Consider the following 23,149-nt stretch of genomic DNA (forward strand, 5'->3'; position numbering starts at 1 on the left):
GACGTCGAACCAGGGGAGTCTCGGTTGGAAACAGACCGCACGTCTGAATTCACACTTGAAGATTTAACCGTTGGTCCGTTCGCCCACGGGTTCGGCCGAACGGCCGAGGGGCAGCCGTTCGCCTTCCGCACGGTGCGTTCCACCCTCACCCTCGAGATCTACCGCGCCGACACCCCCACCGACGTGCCCGGCCCCGAGGATGTGGTGGCCGTGGTCGAGGCCGCCGTCACCGATATCGACCTCGACGACGCCCGCAGCGTGCGCGCCCTGGTGCGTGATCTGGTGCCGACCGCCGTGCCGGTCCCGGCGCAGCGCGGGGCGACCACGACGGTGCGCGCGTTGCTGAACCGGTTGAGCGCGGTCATCGAGGGCCGCTGATCACACGTGCCAGACTGTAGGAACCACCGGTTACTTTCGACACATTCGAGGACGTAATGGCATTGCGACGCACGGTCCACGGCGCATTCGGAATCACGATGCTCGCGCTGGTGATCGCCGCCTGCGACAGCGGTCCCGACGAGGCTTCGGTGGCGGCGGCGCGCTCGTCGGCCTACGCCGCGCTCACCTCCTCCTCGGAGGCGGCCGCCGTCAGCAGCGCCAACCGGCCGCCGTTGCCGACCGCCGCACAGCTGGATTCACAGATCAAACGCGCACTGGATCCCTCGCTGCCCGACAGTGAACGCACCGACCTGATCGAGGACGGCGCCGCGTTCAAGGACGCCATTCCCGACATGTACAAGGCGCTGCACGACAATCCGCGCGCCGTCTACGGCGTGGTCGATCCGGTATTCGACAACCACGACGGCACCCTCACCGCCACGATGCGGCTGGACAAGGACGGCAGCGGCGAGAACGTGCGCACCACCATCGTGCATTTCGTCGATATCGACGGGAAGTGGAAGATCTCGCGCAACGATCTGTGCGGGATCCTGCGTTCGGCCGACTACCGCACCGCGGCCTGCGGCTGACCCCCGGCATGCTCGAGGGGTTTCTGCTGCGCTGGGGTCGATTCGTTCATCGCCATCGCTACCTGGTGTTCGCGATCTTCGTACTGATCGTGGCCGTCTCGGGGTTCTACGGCCGTGATCTGGGCTCCCGGCTGACGCAGGGCGGGTGGTTCGACGAACACAGCGAATCGGTGGTCGCCTCCAAACTCGCCGACCAGACCTTCGGCCGCGACACCGATGCCGACGTGATCGTGCTCTACACAGCACCACCCGGCCACACCGTCGACGATCCGCCGATCCGCACGGCGATCGCCTCGGCCCTGAAGGATCTGCACGACCGGTATCCGGACCGGATCAAGAAGATCGACAGCTACTTCGACGGCTCGATGATGGGGCAGTTCGCCGACGCCTCCCGCACCCACGCCTTCGCCAGCATCGGCCTGCACGGCTCCGACACCGCCACCGTCGACAACTACCTCGCCATCCAAAAGGATTTGGGCGCAGGCGGTTCCGGGCGCGGACCGGGCGGCACGACGGTACAGCTGGCGGGTCTGCAACCGGTGGTCGAGGGCATCAACATCGGGATGCAGGACGATATCCACCGCGCCGAGCTGATCGCGCTGCCGGTGGTGGCCGTGCTGCTGTATTTCGTGTTCGGCGGCGTGGTCGGCGCGCTGCTGCCGGTGCTCATCGGCGGGATGACGATCCTGGGCAGTCAGGGCATGATGCGCCTGCTCACCGACCACATCGACGTCAACGTCTTCGCCAGCGCCGTGGTCACCCTGGTGAGCCTGGGGCTGGCGATCGACTACGGCCTGTTCGCGGTGACCCGGTTCCGGGAGGAGCTGGCGGCCGGGCGCAGTGTGGAGGAGGCGACCGCGCGCACGGTCGCCACGGCCGGGCGCACGGTGCTGTTCTCCGCCGCGATCATCGCGGTGAGCCTGGCGGCGCTGTTCATCTACCCGAACGGGGTGCTGCGCTCGGTGCCCTACGGCGGCATCAGTTCGGTACTGCTGGCGGCGCTGCTGTCGGTGACCGCGCTGCCGGCGGCGCTGAGTATCGTCGGGCGGCGCATCGATCTGTGGGGCTGGCACCGGTTCGCCGGGATCCGCAGCGCCCAGGAGATCGACAACGGGTTCTTCTCCAAGCTGGCCCTGTTCGCGATGCGTCATCCCGCGCGGGTGATCGTGCCGGTGGTGGCCGGACTGCTCTTCCTGCTGATCCCGTTCCGCAACATCGAATTCGGCGGCCTGTCGGAGCGATACCTGGCGGCCGACAACCCGGCCCGCGTGGCACAGGAGAAATTCGACGCGCTGTTTCCCGAATTCCGCACGGAGCCACTGAAATTGGTGGTCGTGGGGGCGGATCCGCAGCAGTTGTCCGATATCCGGTTCCAAGCCAATTTCGCACCGGGGCTGACGGGACCGTTCGAGGCGGCGGCGCCGACGACCAACGGGATCAATGTGCTGTCCACCGGTCTGGTGCACAAGACCGACGCCGACGCCGCCATCGCGGCGCTGCGTGCGATTCCGCATCCGCCCGGGGTGCAGGTGATGGTGGCCGGGGTGCCGGCCCTGGAACGCGACGCCATCCACGGCCTCATCGACGGATTACCCTTGCTGGCAACGATTCTGGCGACTGCGGCCCTGGTGCTGATGTACATCGCCTTCCGCTCGATCGTGCTGGCGTTGAAGGCCGTGCTGATGAGCGCGCTGAGTCTCGGTGCCGCACTGGGCATTCTGACGTGGTTGTTCGTCGAAGGGCACGGCGCGGGCCTGCTCGGCTTCACCCCGGGGCCGCTGATGTTCGCGGTGCTGGTGCTGATCGTGACGGTGCTCTTCGGATTGTCCACCGACTATGAAGTGTTCCTGCAATCGCGCATGGCCGAGGCACGGGCGGGCGGGGCGCCGCCGGCGGAGGCGATCCGCTACGGCATCGCCCACACCGGCGGGGTGATCACCTCGGCGGCGGCGATTCTGATCGTGGTGACCGGTGCGTTCGGCTTCTCCGATCTGGTGCTGATGAAATACATCGCCTACGGCATGATCGCGGCCCTGATCCTGGATGCCACCGTGATCCGCATGCTGCTGACCCCCGCGGTGCTGAAATTGGTGTGGCGGTGAGCCTTCCGCAGGCAACAGCGGGCCGGGACGGATGCGCGGTGTCAGCGCTCCCGTTCCAACTGCGCCAGCCGGGTGAGCGCGGGTAGGGCGGCCGCCAAGGCCCGGCGCTGCGCGAGGCTCAGTTCGCCGATCAGCGGAACCAGATAGCACACCCGGTCGTCGTGGCGGCTGCGCCGGATCTGCCGGCCGGCCTCGGTGAGGTGCACGAGCACGGCCCGCCCGTCACCGGGGTCGCGGCGGCGCAGCACCAGGCCGTCGCGCTCCAGGCGCGCGACCAGTTGCGTGATGCCCGGCTGGGTCATCTGTTCGGTATCGGTCAGCTCCGTCAGTCGCATCGGGCCCCGCTGCGCCAGTGTGTCGAGCACCGACAGCGTGGTGAACGGCAGCTTCTCCCGGACCGGTATGCGGATGTAGACGCGGTTGAAGTCCTCGATCACCGCAGCGAACCCGTCCACGTCGAAATCATCGATGTCGTCCACACGAGCAACTATATCCGGAACTTATACAAGTTGCTTAAATAAGTTGCTTATGTAATTGTGGCGTTCACACGGCGCAGGAGGCCATATGAACGACACCACCGACGATGCCCGACCGTTCCCCTTGACTCCCACGACGATTCACGTCCCCGACAGTGTGCTCGCCGACCTGCGGCAGCGCCTGGAGCGGACCCGCCTGCCCGACGACGTGGGCAACGACGACGGGTATTACGGCGTGGCCGCCGGTTATCTGCGGGAGCTCGTCGACTACTGGCGCAGCGGATACGACTGGCGCGCAGCCGAAGCCGAGATCAACACCTTTCAGCATTACAAGGTCGACATCGACGGGGTGCCGATCCATATCATGCGCAAACCCGGAGTCGGCCCGAATCCGACACCGCTGATCCTGACGCACGGCTGGCCCTGGACGTTCTGGCACTGGTCCAAGGTCGCCGGCCCCTTGGCCGATCCGGGTGCGCACGGCGGCGACCCGGCCGAGGCGTTCGACGTGATCGTGCCGTCGTTTCCGGGCTTCGGATTCTCCAGTCCGCTGCTCGACCGCCCCGATCTGAACTTCTGGAAGGTCGCCGACCTCTGGCACACACTGATGACCGAGGTGCTGGGGTACGAGAAATACGCCGCCGCGGGTTGCGACGTCGGCGCGCTGGTCACCGCGCAGCTCGGCCACAAGTACGCCGAGGAGTTGTACGCCATCCACATCGGATCCGGGCTGAAACTGACCCTGTTCAACGGCGATCGAGCCTGGGACTTCAGCGGTGGGCGGCCGATTCCCGACGACCTGCCCGCGGCGGTGCACGCACGATTCGTGGAGCTGGACAGACGTTTCGCCGTCCACCTGGCCGCGCACCTGCTCGCCCCCAGCACCCTCGCCCACGCCCTCTCGGATTCTCCGGCGGGCATGCTGGCGTGGATTCTGGAGCGGTGGAGCAAGTGGAGCGACAACGGCGGTGACGTCGAAACCGTGTTCAGCAGAGACGATATGCTCACCCACGCCACGATCTATTGGGCCACCAACACCATCGGCACCTCGATCCGCCTCTACGCCAACAACAATCGCTATCCCTGGACGCCTTCACACGACCGCCTTCCGGTCGTTCAGGCACCCACCGGCATCACCTTCGTCGGCTACGAGAACCCGCCCGGTGTCGACACCGAGGACCGCGTCGAGAACTTCCGCACCGGCGACCGCGCCCAGTGGTACAACCACGTCGAGCTCACCGTCCACGACCGCGGTGGCCACTTCATCCCGTGGGAGATCCCGGATCTGTGGATCGACGACCTGCGCCGCACCTTCCGCGGGCGGCGCTGACCCGGTAGCGGCGGGTCACCGGGGCGAGAACCAGAGACCGGCCGGGCTCGTCAAGGTCGTTCGCTCCGCGAACTCGGGCCGGCCCACCGATTCCTTTTCGCGGCACCCGAGGTCTACATGGTCGGCGGCGCCGAACCGGTGGGCCGCGACGAGCCGAGAAAGAGAGTTGAGAGTGCCGTGAGCGTTCCCGCGACCATGCGAGCCCTGCGCCAGACGTCCCTGCGGGGCCCGCAGGACACGTGCCTGATCACCGACGCGCCGGTGCCGCACCCGGGCCGCGGCGAGATCCTGATCCGGGTGACCGCGGCCGGGGTCAACTTCGCCGACATCTCGAAAAGCCGAGGGACGTTCCTCGGCGGCCCGCAGCCGCCGTACCCGGCCGGTTTCGAAGCCGCCGGCGAGGTCGTGGCAACGGGCGAGGGCGTAACCGAACCGTGGCCGGGAGCACGCGTGGCCGGCGTGGGGGAAGGCGCGTTCGCCGAATACCTGGTCCTTCCGGCCGCGGCGGCCGTGCCGGTGCCGGAGGGCTGGACCGCCGAACAAGCCCTGGGCCTGACCGTCAACCTCCCTACCGCGCTCGCCGCGCTGAAACCGCTGGGCCGCCTCGTGGCCGGTGAGACCGTGCTGATCCAGGCCGCGGCGGGCGCGACCGGACAGGCCGCGGTGACTCTCGCCGAACACTTCGGGGCGACGGTCATCGCCGCCGCGGCGCCCGGCAAACACGACCTCGTGCGCGAGCTGGGCGCCGACCACGTTCTGGACTCGCGCGGCGAGAACCTGGCCGCCGAGGTGCGGGAGCTGACCGGCGGCGCCGGCGCCGATCTGGTGCTCGAATCCGCGGGCGGTTCGGTTTTCGCGGATACCCTCGCCGCGACCAAACGGGTCACCGGCCGGGTGGTCGTCTTCGGCGCGGCCGGTGGCGATGCCACGATCAGCAATCGGCAGCTGATCTACGAACACCAGATTCAGCTCATCGGCCTCAACATCGGCGTGCTGATCCAGGCGGCGCCCGAAATCTTCGGCGCGGTCATGGCGGAGGTGTTCGCCCTCGTCGCCGCCGGCGTGGTCGAACCGGCCCGGCCCACGGTCTACGACTTGGCCGAGGGCCCGAAGGTGCTGGCCGAACTGGAGGCTCGCGCGACCGTCGGCAAACTGGCGCTGCGGCCGTGATCACGGCTCCTACACTCGGCGATATGACCGCGCATGTGCGCACGGCCGACCGGGACCGGTTCGCCGCCGACTCCGAGCGCTACCGCCGGGAGTTGCTGGCGCACTGCTATCGCATGGCCGGTTCGGCACAGGATGCCGAGGATCTGGTGCAGGAGACCTACCTTCGGGCCTGGCGTTCCTACGCCGGGTTCGAGGGCCGGGCGTCAATGCGGTCGTGGCTGTACACGATCGCTACCAATGTCTGCCTCACCGCGAGGACCTCGCATCACACGCGGGTACTGCCCTCGGGACTCGGCGGTCCGGACAACGAGTCGGGCAACCCGCCGAGATATGTTGCGGCAGGCGAGGTTTCATGGCTGGAACCGCTTCCGGACGGCTGGATCGCGACTGCCGACGATCCGGAAGCGGTGGTGGTCGCACGCGAATCGCTGCGGCTGGCGCTGGTCGCGAGTCTGCAGCACCTGCCCGCGCGCCAGCGCGCCATCCTCCTGCTGCGCGAGGTGCTGACTTTTTCCGCGGCCGAGACCGCGGAGATTCTCGGGACCACGACGGCGGCGGTGAAAAGCGGACTGCAACGCGCCCGCGCCCGCCTCGACGAACTGGACCCGGCACCCGAGAAACTACTGGAACCCACCGACCGGCGCGCACGGGCACTGCTCGACGGCTACATCGCGGCCTTCGAGCGGTCCGACGTCGCGCTGCTGGAACAGGTGCTGCGCACCGATGCCACGCTGGAGGCGACCCCGTTCCGCGACTGGCAGGCCGGGCGGGCGCACTGCCTCCGCATGCTCGACACCTACGTGCTGGGTGTGCCCGGCCGGTGGCGGATGGTCGCCACCACCGCCAACGGACAGCCCGCCGCCGTCGTCTATCACCGGGCCGCGAACGGCCTGCTGCGTGCGGACGGGATCGTGGTGCTGGCGGCGACCGCCACCGGGGTATCGCGGGTGGTGAAGTTCCACGATCCGGCGCTGGTCGCACTGTTCGGCCACCCGGACGTGCTCGCGGACTGAACGGGGGTTCAGCGTCGCACGGGCAGGACCAGCTGGGCGCCGGTGACGGGGTGGTCGATGACCTCGACGGGGTGACGGTAGACGCGGGTCAGCAGGTCGGTGGTGAGGATCTCGCGCGGGTGGCCGACAGCGGCGAGGCGGCCCGCGTCGAGCACGGCGACGCGGTCGGCGTAGGCGGCGGCCAGGCCCAGATCGTGCAGTACGACCACGACCGCCGCGCCCTCGCCGGCGCGGGCCGCGGCCAGACGCAGCACCTGTTCCTGATGGCCGAGATCCAATGCGGCGGTGGGCTCGTCGAGCAGCAACGTCTCGGTGTCCTGAGCCAGCACCCGGGCGAGTGCCGCGCGGGCACGCTCACCACCGGAAAGCGCCGGGAACGGCCGTGCGGCGAGATGTTCCATATCGGTGGCGGCCAGCGCGGCGGCGATCAGCCGGTCGTCGAATTCCTGGCGCGGGGTTCGCGCCCAGGGAGAGCGGCCCATGGCGACGACCTCGCGCACCGTGAACGGGAATCCGACGGTGTGGTTCTGCGGCAGCACCGCGCGGCGGCGCGCCATATCGGTGGGAGTCCAATCGGTGACCGGTCGGCCGTCGAGTTCGACTGTGCCGCTTGCCGGTTCGAGTTCGCCCGACAGCGCGGCCAGCAGCGTCGACTTGCCCGCGCCGTTGGGACCCACCAGTGCCAGGATCTGCCCGGCGACGACGTCGATGTCGACCGATTCGAGCACCGGCCGCCCGCCGCGCGCGATATCGATGCCGCGCGCTCGCAGGGTCACCGCACCGCGCGGTGTCGGTTCCGGAAGACCGTGGGCAGGGCGAAGTGTGCGGATCAGTGCGCGCACGCGTGCCGTTCCGGCGCCGCTCATGCCCAGCCTCCCGATCGGGCGCGAGTGCGCCGCAGCAGCCAGAAGAAGAACGGCCCGCCGACCAGCGAGGTCAGCATGCCCAGGGGGAGATCGGCGTTGTGGACCAGGGTCCGGGCCCCGATGTCGGCGGCCAGCAGCACCACCGCGCCGAGGATCGCTGATAGCGGGATCAGCACCCGGTGCGCGGGACCGACGAGCATGCGCACCACGTGCGGGACGACCAATCCGACGAACAGGATGATGCCGGTGAAGGCCACCCCGGCGGTGGCGAGGATCGCGACGACGACGATCACGTTGCGCCGCAAGCGTTCCACGTCGACACCGAGGTGCCGCGCCGCCGATTCGCCGAGGGCGAGCAGATCCAGGCGCGGCGCCATCGCGACCGCCGCCGCCACACCCAGCGCGGCCAGCGGCGCCACCACGGCCACCGCCTGCCAGGTGGCGCCGTTCAGGCTGCCCATCTGCCAGAAGACGATCTGATCGCGCGCCGCGGGGGAGGCGGTGAACAGCAGAAACGACATCAGACCGCCGGCGAAGGCGTTGACCGCGACACCGGTCAGCACCAGCGTGACGGTTTCGGTGCGCCCGCCCGAACGCGACAGCAGATACACCGCGAGTGTGGTCCCCAGTCCGGCGACGAACGCGCCTCCGGCGACCGACCAGGCCGCCACGAACGCGCCACCGACCACGATCACCACACCCGCCCCGACGGCCGCGCCCGCGGACACACCGATCACGCCGGGTTCGGCCAAAGGATTGGCGAACACACCCTGCAGCAGCGCTCCGGCGGTCGCCAGCGCAGCCCCGACCAGCATCGCCAGCACCACCCGCGGGAACCGGACCTCCCACAGCGTGACCTCACCGGCGGGGTGGTGCGGCATCGGCCCCCAGTCGAGCCCGATCCGGTGCAGCACACTGCCGGCCACCTCGAGCGGGGTCGTGGGGACCTGCCCGACAGCGGCCGAGATCAGCGCCAGGATCACCAGCAGTGCGATCGACATCGCGAAGACGACGGTGATGCGGGACCAGCGGCGCGGTGTGCGCGGACCGACGACGGCGTCGCCCGGAGCGGAAGCGGCCGAGTTGGACCTCGGATGCGGTTCTGCCCGCTGCGTGCCGGAAGCCGCACCGCCGCCGGTCCCGGCCGAAGGTGCGACCGTCGACCGTTCGGCGCTCCGGCCGCTGAGCGCATCGGGCCCGGAAGTGCCTGCGCCCGCACCGTTCTCCGGTTCGGATGCGCCGTTCGCGCTCGACTCGGCACCGGGCAGGTCCGAGATATGTTGTGCCGCAACGGATCCCGCAGAAGGTGCCACATTCGGTCCGGACGGTCGCAGACCGGGATCGGCGGCCGAGTCCTCACCGGGCGAATCGCCGGGACTCATGCGGGCTGGGTGCCGTAGACGGCCTTCGACAGCGCTTCGAGCACATGCCCGGTTTCGGGTCCGAAGCTGAGCAGCACCGCATCGGACATGTCGACGACGCGGTGATCGCGCCCGGCCGGCGTCTGGGCGACCCCGGGCACCTTCTCCAGGCCGTCGACGCCGCCGACCGATTTCAGCCCGTCCGACATCACCAGCAGCACGTCCGGTGCGGCGCTGATCATCGCCTCGCTGGTGATGGTGGTGAACGGTTCGGTCAGTCCCGCCGCGGTTCCGGCGTCGACGCCGCCCAGTGCCGCCACCAGCGAATCGGCGCCCGAGCCGGGCCCGGCGAGCATGGTGATCGCGGTGCTGCGCAGGTAGACGAATCCGATCTTCAACGGCGGCTGGCGTTTCGGCATCGCGGCGGTGGCCGCGGCGATCTCGGCGTGCGTGCGCTCGGCCAGCTTCACTCCTTGGTCGTGGACGCCCAAGGCGTCGGCGACCGACCGGATCTGCGGGCCGACACCGTCGATGGTGCGCTGCGGGTCGAAGTACACAACCGTGATGCCGAGCGCGCGCAGCTGATCACGCATGGTGGGGGTGGCGCTGGTGGTGTCGGTGAGAAACACCGTGGGCCGTTGCGCGGCAACGGCTTCGATGTTGATGCTGCCGTTGCCGCCCGCCACGTTGGGCACGTCGCGCACCGCGGGGAAGGCCGCCGAGGTCGAGCGGCCCACCAGTTTGGAGCCCAGGCCCAGCGCCCACACGGTCTGGGCCAGGGTGCCGTAGCGGTCCACGGCCACGATCCGGTCCGCGGAGGTGACGGTGACCTCGGCGCCGTCGAACGAGCGCACGGTGACCGGTAGCGCGGGTACCGGCTCGGGGCCGATCGGCGTCGGATCCGGATTCGCCAGCGTCGCGGTGATCGCGCCCTGCTGCTCGCCCGAGGCGCCGCTGCCCCCGCACGCGGTGGTGACTCCGGCGAGCAGCACGACCGCGAGCACCGCGAGCACCGTGAGCAGCCACCGGGTGCCGCCCCGGGCCGGCCGCTGCCGTCCACCCGGCTCGGTCGATGCCGAACGGTTCCGTGCGGTCGTCGCGAACCTCAGCGCCGGCGCGCCCGGCTCGGTGGGCCCCGCCGGTGCGGCGGAGGCGATGCGGGCCGATCGGACGTCGAGACACCTCATGTAGGCAAGCCTAAGTGGTCGCGCGGGCCGGTTGTCACCGCCCTGTGCGCGCACGTCCCGCCGGCGCGGCCGCTCAGATACCGCTGACGTCGTCGAGAGCGGCCGCGATCGCCCGCGGAAGTTCCAGCGTTTCCGCGGCGAGAACGCCGGTGAGCTGACCGATATCGCGGGCGCCGACGATCATCGACGCGACGCCCGGCCGGTCGCGCAGCCAGGCCGCCGCCACCGCCAGGGGCGAGGTGCCCAGCCCGTCGGCCGCGGTGACCACCGCGTCCACCACCCGGGTGGCGTGTTCGTCGAGACGTTCGCGGATTTCGGCTGCGGTCGCCTCGTCGGCGCCACGCGAGTCGGCGGGCACACCGTCGCGATATTTGCCGGTGAGGATGCCACCGGCCAGCGGTGAGGCCGCGATCAACCCGACCCCGTGGTGCCCGGCCGCCGGTAGCAGTTCGGCTTCGGCACCGCGTGCCAACAGCGAATAGGGCGACTGCGCGGCCACGATCGGGGCCGCCGAGGCCAGGGTGGCCAGCTGCCAGGCGCTCAGGCCGCGCGCCCCCGCGTAGCGCACCTTGCCCGAGCGCACGGCATGGTCGAGGGTGGCCGCGATCTCGTCGAGCGGGGTGTGCCGGTCCCAGGCCGCCACACTCCAGATGTCGAGATAGTCGGTGCCCAGTTCGGCGAGGGTGCGGTCGAGTTGACGCATCAGGGTGCGTCGCGACGCGTCCACACTCCAGTGGATGCCGGCCGCGGGTCCGCCGTCGGGATCGGTGACCCCGGGCACCGGCACCAGGCCCGCACACCCGCTGATCACCAGATCGTCGCGCGGCACCAGCTCACCCACGAGCTCGCCGAGCATGCGTTGCGCGGCGCCGCCCTGATACACCGGCGAGGTGTCGACCAGCGTTCCGCCGGCCTCCACGAAGGCCACCAGCTGCGCCGCCGCGTCCTCGGCATCGGTTTCCCGGCCCCAGGTGTGGGTGGCCAGCCCCATCCGCGATACCCGCAGGCCACTGCGGCCCACCGCCCGCTGTTCCATCACCACACCGCCCCAGCTCTCGTCACAGTGTCCGAGCCTAGGGCCACAACCGGTCCCGGAAACGGATACCACTCGCGAACCGCCGGAAGATGCGAGGTGTACCACAGCGCCCGCCGGTGCGGGGAGGCCGAGTCACAGGCCCGGTCGCCGATTCCTCCGACAGCGAAACAGGTTGCATACCAGCGGGTTCCGCATCGCCGGGGCGGGCGGCCGAGGTCGCGGGCCGGTGACGGCGCGAGCCCGGCGGTGGTGATCGCCTAGTCTGGTCCCATGACGGTGATCCTGCTGCGGCACGGGGTGTCGACCTCCAACACCGCGCGCACGCTGGCCGGCCGCAGTCCCGGGGTCGAGCTCACCGAGCGCGGCACCGAGCAGGCACTGGCGGTGGCAGAACGCCTGGCACCGTTACCGATCGAGCACATCGCACATTCGCCGCTGCTGCGCTGCACGCGCACGGTTTCGCCACTGGCCGACAAACTCGGCCTCGAACCCGAACCCGACGAGCGCCTGCTCGAGGTGGATTACGGCGAATGGACCGGCCGGCTGCTCTCGGAGCTGGTGAAGGAACCGCTGTGGAAGGTCGTGCAGCAGCACGCCTCGGGTGCGGTGTTTCCCGGTGGTGAGGGCCTGGCCCAGGTGCAGTACCGGGCGGTGGCCGCGGTGCGCGCGATCGACACCGAACTCGCCGAACGCCACGGCCGCGATGTGCTGTGGGTGGCCTGCACACACGGTGACGTGATCAAGTCGCTGCTGGCCGACGCGTTCGGCATCCATCTCGACGGGTTCCAGCGCATCGTGGTGGAACCGGCCTCCATCAGCGTCGTCCGCTACACCCCGGCCGCCCCCTACGTGTGGCGGGTCAACGACACCGGCTCCGACCTGTCGGCGCTGGCCGCGGTCGCACAACCGTCCGAGCAGCGGGCCGGGCCCGTCCCCGGCGGTGAGGTGGGCGCCGCGCCGCGGGCGGATAATGGGAATATTGCGGATCCCCCCGATTCGGGGAACGAGCGTAATCAGTGATGCAGTCGGTTTCAGGAGGTGCAGATGGCCCGAGCAATCCATGTGTTTCGCACCCCCGACCGTTTCGTCGCCGGAACCGTCGGTGAGCCAGGGGATCGCGCCTTCTACCTACAGGCCGTGCAGGAACCCCGCGTGGTGAGCGTGCTGCTGGAGAAGCAGCAGGTGAAGGTGCTCGCCGACCGGATGGGTCTGCTGCTGGACGAGGTGGCGCGGCGGTTCGGCGCCACGGTGCCGCCGCAGGCCGAGGACGTCTCCGACACGGCTCCGCTCCAGATGCCGATCGACACCGAATTCCGGGTCGGGACAATGGGTTTGGGCTGGGACGCCGATGCCGGCGCGGTGGTGGTGGAACTGCTGGCCATCACCGAGACCGAGGTCGACGAATCGGTGGTCCTCGACGACACCGAGGAAGGCCCCGACGCGGTGCGGGTGTTCTTGACCCCGGAGCAGGCCCGCGAATTCGCGTTGCGGTCGGCGAAGGTGATCGCGGCCGGACGGCCGCCGTGCCCGCTGTGCGGGGAACCGCTCTCGCCCAAGGGGCACATGTGTGTGCGCACCAATGGTTACAAGCGCGGCGACATCTTCGGCGCGACCGATCTGGAGGACTGAGGACCGGTGACCACGCGCGCGGCGACCGCAGACGAGGGCGCGGCCCGCGACGGCCTCTACAGCGGTGAGTTGTCGATCATCGGGCGGGTGACCACCGCCAGCAACCTGACCCTGGTGTGTGAGATCGACCCGCCGGTCGACGGTGGCGCGGAGCCGCTGCGGGTGGTGTACAAGCCGGTGCGCGGGGAGCGTCCGCTGTGGGATTTCCCCGACGGCACGCTGGCCGGGCGCGAGGTGGCCTCATATCTGGTGTCGGCGGCGCTGGGGTGGTCGGTGATTCCGGAGACGATTCTGCGGGAGGGTCCGCTGGGGCCCGGCATGGTGCAGCGCTGGATCGAGACCGTCGACCCGGGTGAGGCGGCGCCGGAGCGCCTGGATCTGGTGGATCTGGTGCCCGCCGGTGCGGTGCCCGCCGGGTTCCGGGAAGTGCTGCGGGCGGTGGACGGCACGGGTGCGCGCGTGTCACTCGTCCATGCCGACGATCCGCGACTGCGCCGAATGGCGGTGCTGGACGTATTGCTCAACAACGCCGACCGCAAGGGCGGGCACGCCCTCGAAGGCGTCGACGGCGGTGTTTACGGGGTCGACCACGGGATCTGCCTGCACAGCGAACCGAAATTGCGCACGGTGCTGTGGGGCTGGGCGGGTGAGCCGGTGGGGGAGGAACTGCTCGGTGACATCGCCGTGTTCGCCGACCGGCTTTCGGGTCCGATCGGTTCGGCGCTGGCCGAGCACATCACCGACGACGAGATCGAGGCCCTGGAGGCGCGGGCCCGCGAGCTGCTGAACGATCCGGTGCTACCGCAACCGATCAGCTCTCGCCCCATTCCCTGGCCCGCGTTCTGAGCCGGCGCGAATCCGGTCGCGCCGATCCGCCGACGTGCGTGCCGCATTCGGTGCGCGCGGCGTACAACGGTTGACTTCGCCACGCCGCTGACCCCGGCCGAGGTCGGATGTGGTGGCGAACACCCCGCGACGGCCCCGGTAGCCGGGGGCGGCGGGCGAGGTGCCCGCCCGGACCCTTACCCTCGAATCATGCAGTCCTGGTCCGAAATCTCCGTTCCCGCCGTCCCCGGATCCGGACCGCCGTTGCGGTTGTTCGATACCGCCGACCGGCAGGTGCGCCCGGTGTCGCCCGGCGCGACCGCCACCATGTATGTCTGCGGCATCACACCCTACGACGCCACGCATCTGGGGCACGCGGCGACCTATCTGGCCTTCGATCTGGTCAACCGGATCCTGCGCGACGGCGGCCACGAGGTGCACTACGTACAGAACATCACCGACGTCGACGATCCGCTGTTCGAGCGGGCCGAGCGCGACGGGGTGGACTGGCGCGAACTCGGCACCGGCGAGATCGAGTTGTTCCGCGAGGATATGGCGCAGCTGCGGGTGCTGCCGCCGCGCGACTACATCGGCGCGATCGAATCGGTCGGCGAGGTCGTCGAACTGGTGGACAAACTGCTGGCCGCCGGGGCGGCGTATGTGGTCGACGACGCCGAATACCGCGACATCTACTTCCGCCACGACGCCACCGAGCAGTTCGGCTACGAATCCGGCTACGACCGGGCCACGATGGATCGGCTGTTCGCCGAGCGCGGTGGCGATCCGGAGCGCCCGGGTAAGCGCGACCCGATCGACGCGCTGTTGTGGCGGGCGGCGCGGCCGGGTGAGCCGTCGTGGCCGGCGCCGTTCGGCGAGGGCCGCCCGGGCTGGCATATCGAGTGTGCGGCTATCGCGTTGAACCGGCTCGGCCCCGAATTCGACATTCAGGGTGGCGGCAGCGATCTGATCTACCCGCATCACGAGTATTCGGCCGCGCACGCCGAGGCGCTGGTGTCGCATCGGCGCTTCGCCCGGCACTACGTGCATGCCGGGTTGATCGGCTTGGACGGCGAGAAGATGTCCAAGTCGCGGGGCAATCTGGTGTTCGTGTCGAAGTTGCGGCGCGCGGGCGTGGATCCGTCGGCGATCCGGCTGGGCCTGTTCGCCGACCACTACCGCACCGATCGGCAGTGGTCGGATGCGGTGCTCGAGCAGGCGCAGCAGCGGCTCGCGCGCTGGCGGCAGGCGGCGGCGCTGGAGTCGGGTCCGGGGGCCGAGGAGACGGTCGCGCGGTTGCGTCAGCATCTGGCCGATGATCTGGACACTCCGAAAGCCCTTGCCGCCGTGGACAGCTGGGTGCAGCAGGCCCTGACTTACGGCGGGCCGGACACCGCGGCGCCGGGCCTGGTTCGCACGGCCGTCGATGCCCTGCTGGGCGTTACTCTCTGAACAGAGGGTGCGCGGTGCACTGGCTGCACATGCGCAACGACTGCAGGCAGTAGGCCGCCGCGGCTCGAGGCCGGACAGCTGATCCGCAGGTGTCGCACCTGCGGATCAGCTGTGATCGTTTACCTCAGCGCTGAACCGATTCACCACTGCCGCCGCCTCGCGATGGGGGCGCGGAAGTGCGCGCAGCAGTTCAGGCAGCGGCCGCGGCGGCGCGTGCGTAGGTGTCCGCCAGTCCGGGCCAGCCGCCCGGCGAGCCGACCGCGTCGCGCATGGATTCCCACCCCTCGCCGTGGTTGGCGAAGTCACCGTGCACGAGAGTGACGGCGGTGTGGGTGGAATCGACAGGGGTGAAGGTGACATCGACGCGGCTGGTCAGGGCCGGGTCGGGCTGGTATTTCCAGTCCAGGGAGATGTCCCAGGAGAACGCGAAATGTCCGGGACGGTCCCACACGAGGACGCGACCCCACGGGCATTCGGTGCCGTCGGCTTCGCGGCCGAACAACCGTCCGCCGACGCGGGGTTCGACCACCACTTCGGCCAGCGGCCCCGCACCGATGTGGTGTTCGCGGGGCCACCAGCTGTCCATGCCGGTGGTGAAGACGTCGAAGGCGGTGTCGATGGGCGCCTCGACGGTGAGTTCGACGCGGACCTGGGTCTCGCTGGTTTGCTGTGTCATGACTGCTCCTCGAATATGATTGTCCCGCTGCTTGTTTCGATCGATTGAGCGCGTGCGGCGGCCTCGGCCCGGTCGCGAAACGACGACATCGCCGTCGTCCAGAACCGGGTGAAGTAGCCGCGCAGGGCGTCGATGCCGTTCGGATCGAGCCGGTAGATCCGGCGGGTGCCGATCGCCTCGTCGACCACCAGCCCCGCTTGTTTGAGCACTTTCAGGTGCTGAGAGACCGCCGGACGGCTGACCGGGAGTTCGGCGGCCAGCTCACCGACGGCGCAGGGTCCGCGCCCGAGTCGTTCGAAGATCGCTCGCCGGGTCGGATCCCCGAGAGCGTCGAGCGCACCATCTTGGTAAGTCCCCACGAACCGTAAGTCTAGACTTACGTAACGCAGGTCACAAGTCTTTGACGCCCCGAAAGAGCGGGTGATTAATTGTCTCGGGACGCAACAAGGAGGTTGTCGGTGTCGCCATTGCCGGGATCGGATCGAATCCGCGCCGCACGCACCAAGCTCGAGGCGGGAAATGCCCTGTTCGCGGCGGTGCGCAAGGATCCGCGCATCGCGCGTGACCTGATCACCGGCCTGATCGGCGCCGCTCGATCGCACTCCGCCCCGGCGGCCACACCGGCCGAAGAGGCAGACGGTTATCTCACGCCCGCCGGTGTGAGCGACTATGCCCGGTCCGCACATGCCCGCCGCGGCATTCGGGTGGCACCCGATGCCGTGGCAGCCTATCTCTCGGATCTGAACCGGCTGGCCGACTGGTTCACCCTGCACGCCGGCTGGCGGGGCGAGGCACCCGGCGCTGTGCGCGAGGGCCTGACGTTCACGCAGCAGGCGCTGGTGATGGGCATCCCCGCCGAGTTGCGCTGGACGGTCGTCGAGGCCGGCGAGCGCGGTTTCGCGCTGCGCGGCGAGGGTCCGCAGGGAGTGCGGATGGGGTATTGGCTGACCGTCGCCGGTGCCGGCGACGAGGCGACGGTGTACTTCGATGCCGGGCTCGGCGGCCCGCCGGTCGAGGGCCCGCTGGGCGCGTCGGTGGCCCGCAGCCTCGGTGAGGCGATGGAGCAGTCCCTGGCCCGGCTACCCGACGCGATCGCCGCGGCCGGACCGGTGAAAAAGCGTGCGGCACAGCCCATTCGACATCGCGCCTCGGGCACCGAGATCGATCCCCGGACCCCCGTGCTGGTGGGCGTCGGGCAGATCACCCAGCGCACACCGGATTCCGGTTACGGCGATCCGGCCGCGCTCGCGGTGACCGCGTTGCGGCGCGCCGCGGCCGATACCGGCGCCGGAGAGGACCTGCTGCGCCGCGCGGACGCGGTGTTCGCGGTGGCGTGCACGTCGTGGCAGTACCGGGATATGGGGGCGGTGATCGCGCAGCGCCTGGGTGTGGGCGATGTCGACACCGCGCAGTCGAGTCCCTTCGGCGGCGACGGCGGTCAGCTGGTGATCAACGAGGCCGCGGCGGCGATCGCGGCCGGTGAGTACGACATGGTGCTGGTCACCGGCGCGGAGGCCGGAGCCACGCAGGCCGCCGCGCAGCGCGCCGGTGTGGAGCTGTCGTGGCCGCAGCAGGGTTCCGAGGTCGCGCCGACCCGCTCGATCGGCATCGACAAACCGGCCAACAATCCGGCCGAGACCGCGGCGGGCCTGATCGCGCCGATCAACATGTACGCCCTGCTGGAGTCGGCGAACCGGCATCGGCTGGGCCGCAGCCCCGGCGATCACGCCGAGGCCGTGGCCGAACTCTGGTCGCGGCTGTCGGCGGTGGCGGCGCGCAACGAATACGCCTGGCAGCCCGAGGAATTCGACGCCGACCGGATCGCCACCCCCGGTCCGGACAATCGCATGGTTTCCACGCCCTACACCAAACTGGAATGCGCGAATCTGACCGTCGATATGGCCAGCGGCATCGTGGTGTGCAGTGCCGCGGCCGCGCAGGAGGCCGGAATCGCGCAGGACAAGTGGATCTTCATCCACGCCGGCGCATCCGGGCACGACGAGTGGTTCACCAGTGAACGTGCCGAACTGGCGGCCTCACCGGCGATCGCGACGCTGGGCCGGGCGGTGCTCGAGCACAGCGGCATCGGCGTCGAGGCGCTGACCCACGTGGATCTCTACGCCTGCTTCCCGGTGGCGGTGCAGATCGCCGCGCGCGAATTGGGGCTGGCGATCGACGATCCGGCCCGTCCGCTGTCGGTGACCGGCGGACTGACCTTCGGCGGCGGTCCGGGTAACAACTACGGCGGCCACGCGGTGGCGACGATGGTGGCGCGGTTGCGCGCGGAACCGGGCACCTTCGGCCTGGCGAGTTCGCTGGGCTGGTACGTCACCAAACACGCTCTGGGCGTGTACTCGTCGCTGCCGCCCGCCCGGCCGTACCGGCATCTGCGCCCGATCATCGAGAATCCGCCGGCGCGCTCGGCCCGCAGCACCCACGACGGGCCCGCGGTGGTGGAGGCCTACACCGTCTCCTACGCTCGCGACGGGCAGCCGGAAGCGGCGATTGTGAGCCTGATCGAACCCGCGGGCGGCCGGATTCTGCTGCGCAACACCGATTCCGAGCTGATCACGCAATTGGTCGACAGCGATCTGCTGGGCCTGCCGGTGACGGTGTCCGGGCACGACATCAGCGTCGAGGGGCGCGAGCGGGTGGAGTTGCCGGCCCCGCCCGCCCCGCCGGTGCTGGTGGAGCGCCGCGGCCCGGTCACGATCATCACCTTGAACCGCCCGCAGGTGCGCAATGCCGTCAATCTGGCCACCGCCCTCGGGCTGGAACGGGCCCTGGACGCCTACGAGGCAGATCCGTCGGCGCAGGTCGCGATCATCACCGGCGCGGGCGGATACTTCTGCGCCGGAATGGATCTCAAGGCCGCCTCGCGCGGCGAGACGCCGATGACCGAGAAGCGCGGCCCGCTCGGTATCACCGCGAAACCACCGGTGAAGCCGTTGATCGCGGCGGTCGAGGGACCGGCCCTGGCCGGTGGCTGCGAACTGGCGCTGGCCGCCGATCTCGTGGTGGCAGCACAGGATTCGACGTTCGGGATCCCCGAGGTCAAACGCGGACTGGTGGCTGTCGGCGGTGGCGTCTTGCGGCTGGCGCAGCGGTTACCGCGGGCGGTGGCGATGGAGCTGGCGCTGACCGGTGATCCCATCTCCGCCGAACGCGCGGCGGCACTGGGACTGGTCAATCAGGTCACCGAATCGGGGAAGGCCCTCGACGCCGCACTGGAGCTGGCGCAGCGGATCGCGGTGAACGCGCCGCTGAGTCTGGCGGCGAGTAAACGCATCATCGACGAATCACCGGACTGGTCCACCGATATCGCGTTCACGCGCCAGCTCGAGGTGTCGGGCAGTGCGCTGTCGTCGGAGGATGCGGCCGAGGGTGTGCTGGCGTTCGCGCAGAAGCGCACGCCCGAGTGGAAGGGCCGCTGAGCAGCGCGATCAGGCGGTCAACGCGGTGTAGGCGCCGGCGTAGAACACCGATTTGATCGATCCCAATGTGCCTTGGTCCTTGGCGCCGAGCGGCGCCAGCAGCGCGGCGGCGGTCTCGACCTCCGTGCCCGCGGCGGCGGTGGCGTCGACCAGGCCGTATTCGTGGGCTTCGGCCCCGCCGAATCGTCGTCCGGTGAGCACCGCGGCGGTGACGGCTTCGGCCGACAGCTTGGCCTGTACGAGCGCGGCCAGCGCCGGGGTGAACGGCACGCGAATGTCGACCTCGGGGAAGCAGAAGTAGCCACGATCGGCGCGCATGACCCGCTGGTCGTGCGCGAGGGCCAGCATCGCGCCGGCGCCGAAGGCATGACCGGGCAGGGCCGCCACACTCGGCACCGGCAGCGTGAGCACCCGCGCCAGCAGCCCCTGCACCTGTTCGACGTACCACGGGGCGCGCTCGCCGTGGGCGCCCAGCCACTCCAGGTCGAGTCCGTTGGAGTAGAACTTGCCGCTCGCGGTGGTGATCAATCCGGTGGCGCCATCGGCGAGCACGGTGTCGAGGTGAGCGTTCACGGCGGCGAGGAACTCGGGTGAGAAGCGGTTCTCGCCGGCGCCCAGGTCGAGGACGGCGACGGTGTCACGGTAGGTGAGAGCGGGGGACATCGGATCTCCTTCGGTGTTTCGGTGGTAGCCGGTTTGTGGTGTGGGGGTCAGTGTTTCGGTGGTGGTCCGGCGCTGACGGCGGCACGGACGGCGGCCCGCAACCGCGTCCGGGTGTCGGGGTCGGCGAGGCGGTCACGCGACAGCAACAGCGCGGTGGGCAGATCGACGATGCAGGCGGTGATCACCTCGACCGCGCGCCGGTCCTCGCGCTGCCACAGGTGCGCCGACAACCTCCGCATCACCGCGACGAGCCCGCGGTGCTGTGCGCGCACCTCGGCGGCCACACTCTCGGGCAGCTCCGCGGCGAGCACCTCGTCGTGCCGCAGCATCGTCACCAGGCGGGACGAGGCCGGATACCGTGCGGCGAACTCCGCGGGCGCCTCGGCCGCGCGCACCACCGCCTGCACGGCGGCCTCGCTGCCGGACCCCTCCGCCAGCGCCTCGTCGACGAGTTCGTTCTGCACGTCCAGGAACCGGAGCGCGGCGCGAATCCACATGCGCGCCACCAGTTGCGCGCGCGAGCCGAAACTGTGGTAGATCGCCCCGTTCGACATGCCGCTGGCAGCCGCGACCGCGCGAATCGTCACGGCGGGCACACCCGCGGCCACGGCGAGCGCTTCGGCATGGTCGAGAACGACATCGAGGTCGTGGATGCGGGGGCGGGGCACGACCTCACCATAACAGAGCAGTTGCTCTATTACTCGGTGGTGTGCGCCACATGCGCGGCGGAGAGCGCGCCGGTAGTGTCGCGCTCATGTGTGCCGCACTCTCGCCCGACCGATTCCGCACCGCATTGGTACTGGGCGGCGGCGGTCCCGTCGGGATCGCGTGGATGGCGGGGGTGATGGTCGGATTGCGTGCCGCCGGGATCGATCCCGCGCGCGCGGACCGGATCGTGGGCACGTCGGCGGGGTCGGTGGTCGGTGCGGTGCTCGCGGCGGGCGGGGATCTGGAACACCTGGGGGCCACCCGGTCGTCGGGCGGCGAATCGTTCGCACCGGATCCACGCCGACTCGCCGAGATCTTCTCATTGCGAACCACCCCCGGCGACGCGCGCGAAATCCGCCGCCGCATGGGCGAATTGGCGCTGGCCACCGAGGCCGGAGATCCCGACGCCCACGTCGAACGGATCGCCCGGCTGGCCGGTGTCACCGAATGGCCGGAGGCCGACCTGCGCGTCACCACGGTCGATATCGGCACCGGCGAACTGCAGGTGTGGACCCGCGACACCGCGGCGACGTTGCCGCAGGCACTGGCCGCGAGTACCTCGGTCCCGGGCGTCTTCCCGCCGATCCCGATCGGTGAATCCCGCTATTTCGACGGCGGTGTGCGCTCGGCCCTCAATGCCGACCTGGCCGCCGGCGCGCAGATCGTGGTGATCATGGAACCGCTGGCGCACATGTTCCCCCGCACCCGCACCGATCGCGCGCACGGCGCGGAGACCGAGATCTCCATCGCCCCCGATGCCGAGGCGGTGGCCGTCTTCGGCATCGACGTGTTCAACCCGGCCGCGCTGACCCCTGCCTACGAAGCCGGGTTGCGCCAATCCGCCGATGCGGCACGGCAATTGGCCGACGTCGGATTCGACGCCTGAGTCAGCTGCCGACCGCGCCCAGCCCGTGCTGCGGCAGCTCGGGCAACGCCGCGCGGTAGAGCCAGCTGTCCCACAACTCGCGCAGCGGGGCGGGGCTGTAGTGGCCGGCGAGGTCGGTGAAGTCCTCGGCGGCGACGGTGCCGTAGCGGTGCCGGGCGGTCCAGTCGCGCAGCAGGGAGAAGAAGGCGTCGTCGCCGAGGCGCAGGCGCACCGCGTGCAGGGTGAGGGCGCCGCGTTTGTACACCCGGTCGTCGAACATCGACGCCGGCCCGGGATCGCCGATCACGAGATCCTGCGCGGACCGGGCGAGGTTCTGGCGGGCGGCGCGGGCCAGCTGGTCGGCGCTGGGTCCGCCGCCGGCCTGGGACCAGATCCATTCGGCGTAGCAGGCGAAGCCCTCGTGCAGCCAGATGTCGCGCCACTGCCGCACGGTGAGGCTGTTGCCGAACCACTGGTGGGCCAGTTCGTGCGCGATGAGTCGTTCCGCGCCGCGCTGCCCGTCGCAGTGGTTGGCGCCGAAGATCGACAATCCCTGTGCCTCGATGGGGATTTCGAGCTCGTCGTCGGTGACGACGACGGTGTAGCCGGGAAACGGGTAAGGCCCGAACCGGCGCTCGAATTCGGCCATCATCTGTGGTTGCCGGGCGAAGTCGTGGTCGAAGGCGGTGCGCAGCCGCGGCGGTAGCACCGCGGTCATCGGCACCTTCGTGAGGCGTCCGGCGTCGATGCGGTGGGCGCGATAGGGACCGATCTGGATGGTGGCCAGATAGGAGGCCATCGGCTCGGACTGCTCGTACACCCAGGTGGTCTGGCTGGATTTGGTGGTGCGAGCGGTCAGCACGCCGTTGGCGAGCGCGTGATACGGGGAATCGGTGGTGATCGATATCCGGTAGCTCGCCTTGGAGCTGGGATGATCGTCGCACGGGAACCAGGACGCCGCGCCGTTGGGCTGGCTCGCAACGAGCACACCGTCGGTGAGTTCCTCCCAGCCGACCTCACCCCACGGCCCGCGCACGGGTTTCGGGGTGCCGCCGTAGTGCACCACGATTGACAGTGCCGCGCCCGGCGGGACCTGGCGCGCGGGTGTGATCGTCAGCTTCCCGCGGGTGTGGGTGTATTTGGCGGGTTTGGCGCCGTTGACGAAAACCTTTGCCACACTGAGCGTTTGCGACAGATCCAGCGCGAACCGCGGTTGCACCGCGGTGGTCACCGCCGTGATGGTGGCCCGCCCGGTCAGCCGGTTGGCGGCGACCTTGTACACCAGGTCCAGTTCGTAACGCGAGACCCGATAGCCGCGGTTGCCGTTCTGCGGCAGATAGTCGTCGATCGGCGCCTCGGCGCCACCTTTGCCCAGCTTCACCGACGACCTG

General features: G+C 69.9%; 22 protein-coding genes. 12 read left to right on the forward strand and 10 right to left on the reverse strand.

From position 1 onward, the window contains the following. Positions 1-132: 132 nt before the first annotated feature. Genes ACPCUW_RS24140 through ACPCUW_RS24150 form a run of 3 tightly spaced genes read left to right on the forward strand, consistent with a single transcriptional unit; the run spans position 133 to position 3,070 of the window. Positions 133-378 (forward strand): hypothetical protein, encoded by a 246-nt coding sequence (locus tag ACPCUW_RS24140; RefSeq protein WP_227463155.1) that lies wholly within the window; start codon positions 133-135, stop codon positions 376-378. Positions 379-434: 56 nt separating this feature from the next. Next, a complete protein-coding gene (locus ACPCUW_RS24145) occupies positions 435-968 on the forward strand; it encodes a hypothetical protein (protein ID WP_030516907.1) in 534 nt (177 codons plus the stop codon). Next, positions 920-3,070: an MMPL family transporter gene (locus ACPCUW_RS24150; RefSeq protein ID WP_245925637.1), complete on the forward strand. Its 2,151-nt coding sequence runs from the start codon at positions 920-922 to the stop codon at positions 3,068-3,070. Before ACPCUW_RS24145 ends, ACPCUW_RS24150 begins: the two co-directional genes overlap by 49 nt. A 41-nt stretch (positions 3,071-3,111) precedes the next feature. Here ACPCUW_RS24150 and ACPCUW_RS24155 read toward each other — a convergent pair whose 3' ends face one another. Further along, entirely contained in the window at positions 3,112-3,549 is a 438-nt protein-coding gene (locus ACPCUW_RS24155; RefSeq protein ID WP_423427263.1) for a MarR family winged helix-turn-helix transcriptional regulator, read from the reverse strand. An 85-nt stretch (positions 3,550-3,634) separates the two neighbouring features. On the opposite strand from ACPCUW_RS24155, the gene ACPCUW_RS24160 reads away from it, so the two are divergent. The 3 genes from ACPCUW_RS24160 to ACPCUW_RS24170 all read left to right on the forward strand — a co-directional run bounded on the left by ACPCUW_RS24160 (position 3,635) and on the right by ACPCUW_RS24170 (position 7,059). Further along, positions 3,635-4,876 carry an epoxide hydrolase family protein gene (locus tag ACPCUW_RS24160; protein ID WP_423427265.1) on the forward strand — a complete coding sequence of 414 codons (1,242 nt, stop codon included), beginning with the start codon at positions 3,635-3,637 and terminating at the stop codon, positions 4,874-4,876. 177 nt (positions 4,877-5,053) lie between these two features. Next, the gene (locus tag ACPCUW_RS24165; RefSeq protein WP_423427267.1) at positions 5,054-6,046 is read left to right on the forward strand and encodes a zinc-binding dehydrogenase; all 993 of its coding nucleotides are present in this window, start codon (positions 5,054-5,056) and stop codon (positions 6,044-6,046) included. A gap of 23 nt (positions 6,047-6,069) precedes the next feature. Next, positions 6,070-7,059, forward strand: coding sequence for an RNA polymerase subunit sigma-70 (locus ACPCUW_RS24170; RefSeq protein WP_423427269.1), 990 nt, complete (start codon positions 6,070-6,072; stop codon positions 7,057-7,059). Positions 7,060-7,067: 8 nt separating this feature from the next. Here the strand turns inward: ACPCUW_RS24170 and ACPCUW_RS24175 are convergent, their stop codons facing one another. The 4 genes from ACPCUW_RS24175 to ACPCUW_RS24190 form a co-directional block, all read right to left on the reverse strand. Beyond that, positions 7,068-7,925 (reverse strand): heme ABC transporter ATP-binding protein, encoded by an 858-nt coding sequence (locus ACPCUW_RS24175; RefSeq protein ID WP_423427271.1) that lies wholly within the window; start codon positions 7,923-7,925, stop codon positions 7,068-7,070. Further along, positions 7,922-8,926 (reverse strand): FecCD family ABC transporter permease, encoded by a 1,005-nt coding sequence (locus ACPCUW_RS24180; protein WP_082857269.1) that lies wholly within the window; start codon positions 8,924-8,926, stop codon positions 7,922-7,924. The genes ACPCUW_RS24175 and ACPCUW_RS24180 overlap by 4 nt, the downstream gene beginning before the upstream one ends. A 377-nt stretch (positions 8,927-9,303) precedes the next feature. After that, positions 9,304-10,473 carry a heme/hemin ABC transporter substrate-binding protein gene (locus ACPCUW_RS24185; RefSeq protein ID WP_423427273.1) on the reverse strand — a complete coding sequence of 390 codons (1,170 nt, stop codon included), beginning with the start codon at positions 10,471-10,473 and terminating at the stop codon, positions 9,304-9,306. 73 nt (positions 10,474-10,546) lie between these two features. Beyond that, positions 10,547-11,509 (reverse strand): aldo/keto reductase, encoded by a 963-nt coding sequence (locus tag ACPCUW_RS24190; protein WP_063016805.1) that lies wholly within the window; start codon positions 11,507-11,509, stop codon positions 10,547-10,549. A 270-nt stretch (positions 11,510-11,779) separates the two neighbouring features. On the opposite strand from ACPCUW_RS24190, the gene ACPCUW_RS24195 reads away from it, so the two are divergent. The 4 genes from ACPCUW_RS24195 to mshC all read left to right on the forward strand — a co-directional run bounded on the left by ACPCUW_RS24195 (position 11,780) and on the right by mshC (position 15,412). After that, positions 11,780-12,529, forward strand: a complete 750-nt coding sequence (locus tag ACPCUW_RS24195; protein WP_063016787.1) for a histidine phosphatase family protein — start codon at positions 11,780-11,782, stop codon at positions 12,527-12,529. Positions 12,530-12,553: 24 nt separating this feature from the next. Continuing rightward, a complete protein-coding gene (locus ACPCUW_RS24200) occupies positions 12,554-13,138 on the forward strand; it encodes a DUF3090 domain-containing protein (RefSeq protein ID WP_062964358.1) in 585 nt (194 codons plus the stop codon). 6 nt (positions 13,139-13,144) lie between these two features. Beyond that, positions 13,145-13,984: an SCO1664 family protein gene (locus tag ACPCUW_RS24205; RefSeq protein ID WP_423427275.1), complete on the forward strand. Its 840-nt coding sequence runs from the start codon at positions 13,145-13,147 to the stop codon at positions 13,982-13,984. A 189-nt stretch (positions 13,985-14,173) separates the two neighbouring features. Further along, complete coding sequence (gene mshC / locus ACPCUW_RS24210; protein ID WP_063016775.1) at positions 14,174-15,412, forward strand: cysteine--1-D-myo-inosityl 2-amino-2-deoxy-alpha-D-glucopyranoside ligase; 1,239 nt, start codon at positions 14,174-14,176, stop codon at positions 15,410-15,412. A gap of 190 nt (positions 15,413-15,602) precedes the next feature. Here the strand turns inward: mshC and ACPCUW_RS24215 are convergent, their stop codons facing one another. Together ACPCUW_RS24215 and ACPCUW_RS24220 are read right to left on the reverse strand one after the other, a co-directional pair. After that, entirely contained in the window at positions 15,603-16,088 is a 486-nt protein-coding gene (locus ACPCUW_RS24215) for an SRPBCC family protein (protein WP_063016773.1), read from the reverse strand. Next, positions 16,085-16,447, reverse strand: a complete 363-nt coding sequence (locus tag ACPCUW_RS24220; RefSeq protein WP_423427278.1) for an ArsR/SmtB family transcription factor — start codon at positions 16,445-16,447, stop codon at positions 16,085-16,087. Before ACPCUW_RS24220 ends, ACPCUW_RS24215 begins: the two co-directional genes overlap by 4 nt. A 99-nt stretch (positions 16,448-16,546) precedes the next feature. Here ACPCUW_RS24220 and ACPCUW_RS24225 point away from each other — a divergent pair, with 99 nt between their 5' ends. Continuing rightward, entirely contained in the window at positions 16,547-19,522 is a 2,976-nt protein-coding gene (locus ACPCUW_RS24225) for a type II toxin-antitoxin system Rv0910 family toxin (RefSeq protein ID WP_423427280.1), read from the forward strand. A gap of 9 nt (positions 19,523-19,531) precedes the next feature. Here the strand turns inward: ACPCUW_RS24225 and ACPCUW_RS24230 are convergent, their stop codons facing one another. Beyond that, positions 19,532-20,185, reverse strand: coding sequence for an enoyl-CoA hydratase-related protein (locus tag ACPCUW_RS24230; RefSeq protein WP_423427282.1), 654 nt, complete (start codon positions 20,183-20,185; stop codon positions 19,532-19,534). A gap of 47 nt (positions 20,186-20,232) precedes the next feature. Continuing rightward, positions 20,233-20,853 (reverse strand): helix-turn-helix domain-containing protein, encoded by a 621-nt coding sequence (locus ACPCUW_RS24235; protein ID WP_423427283.1) that lies wholly within the window; start codon positions 20,851-20,853, stop codon positions 20,233-20,235. 86 nt (positions 20,854-20,939) lie between these two features. On the opposite strand from ACPCUW_RS24235, the gene ACPCUW_RS24240 reads away from it, so the two are divergent. Beyond that, positions 20,940-21,779, forward strand: a complete 840-nt coding sequence (locus tag ACPCUW_RS24240; RefSeq protein ID WP_423427284.1) for a patatin-like phospholipase family protein — start codon at positions 20,940-20,942, stop codon at positions 21,777-21,779. A 1-nt stretch (position 21,780) separates the two neighbouring features. Here the strand turns inward: ACPCUW_RS24240 and ACPCUW_RS24245 are convergent, their stop codons facing one another. Beyond that, complete coding sequence (locus tag ACPCUW_RS24245; protein ID WP_423427285.1) at positions 21,781-23,139, reverse strand: M1 family metallopeptidase; 1,359 nt, start codon at positions 23,137-23,139, stop codon at positions 21,781-21,783. Between the last annotated feature and the right edge of the window lie 10 nt (positions 23,140-23,149).

It is taken from the genome of Nocardia sp. AB354 (assembly GCF_049538315.1).
Lineage (GTDB): Bacteria > Actinomycetota > Actinomycetes > Mycobacteriales > Mycobacteriaceae > Nocardia > Nocardia nova.